Below are 914 nucleotides of genomic sequence, written 5' to 3'. Positions count from 1 at the left end.
CTCTCCGCGTGAGGCGTTGGCGATGGATCCGCAGCAGCGGTTGTTGCTGGAGACGTCGTGGGAGGCGGTGGAGCGGGCGGGGATCGATCCGTCGTCGCTGCGGGGAAGCCAGACCGGCGTCTACATCGGCGCGATGCCGACCGACTACGGCCCGCGCCTGCACGAGACCGAGGGGGAGACGGCGGGCTACGGCCTGACCGGTACGACGTCGAGTGTGGTGTCGGGCCGGGTGGCGTATGTGCTGGGGCTGGAGGGTCCGGCGGTGACGGTGGACACGGCGTGTTCGTCGTCGTTGGTGGCGTTGCATCAGGCGGTGTCGGCGTTGCGGGCGGGGGAGTGTTCCCTGGCGTTGGCCGGTGGTGTGACGGTGATGGCGAATCCGGGGATGTTCGTGGAGTTCAGCCGTCAGGGTGGGCTGGCCTCCGACGGGCGGTGCAAGTCGTTCTCCGCCGCCGCCGACGGCACGGGCTGGTCCGAGGGCGTCGGCGTGCTCGTCGTCGAGCGTCTGTCGGACGCCCGCGCGAACGGCCGCCGGGTGCTGGCGGTGGTGCGGGGTTCGGCGGTGAATCAGGACGGGGCGTCGAACGGGTTGACGGCGCCCAATGGTCCGGCGCAGGAGCGGGTGGTGCGGCGGGCGTTGGCGGATGCGGGACTGGCGGCGTCGGAGGTGGACGCGGTCGAGGCGCATGGGACCGGGACGCGGTTGGGTGATCCGATCGAGGCGGAAGCCCTGTTGGCGTCGTATGGGCAGGGTCGGGAGCGGCCGTTGTGGTTGGGGTCGTTGAAGTCGAACATCGGTCACACGCAGGCCGCCGCGGGGGTGGCGGGTGTGATCAAGATGGTGATGGCGATGCGGCACGGGGTGTTGCCGTCGACGTTGCATGTGGATGAGCCGTCGCCGCACGTGGACTGGT

1 protein-coding gene is annotated in these 914 nt (G+C 70.7%); it reads left to right on the top strand.

Annotated elements, in window-relative coordinates:
- A partial coding sequence (locus ACFFRH_RS44255; RefSeq protein ID WP_386164197.1) for a beta-ketoacyl synthase N-terminal-like domain-containing protein occupies nucleotides 1-914 on the top strand: 914 nt, incomplete at both ends.

It is taken from the genome of Streptosporangium vulgare (genome assembly GCF_042428775.1).
GTDB lineage: Bacteria > Actinomycetota > Actinomycetes > Streptosporangiales > Streptosporangiaceae > Streptosporangium > Streptosporangium vulgare.
The sequence above is the reverse complement of the archived record's forward strand: the minus strand, read 5'-3'. Positions and strand labels throughout refer to the sequence as shown.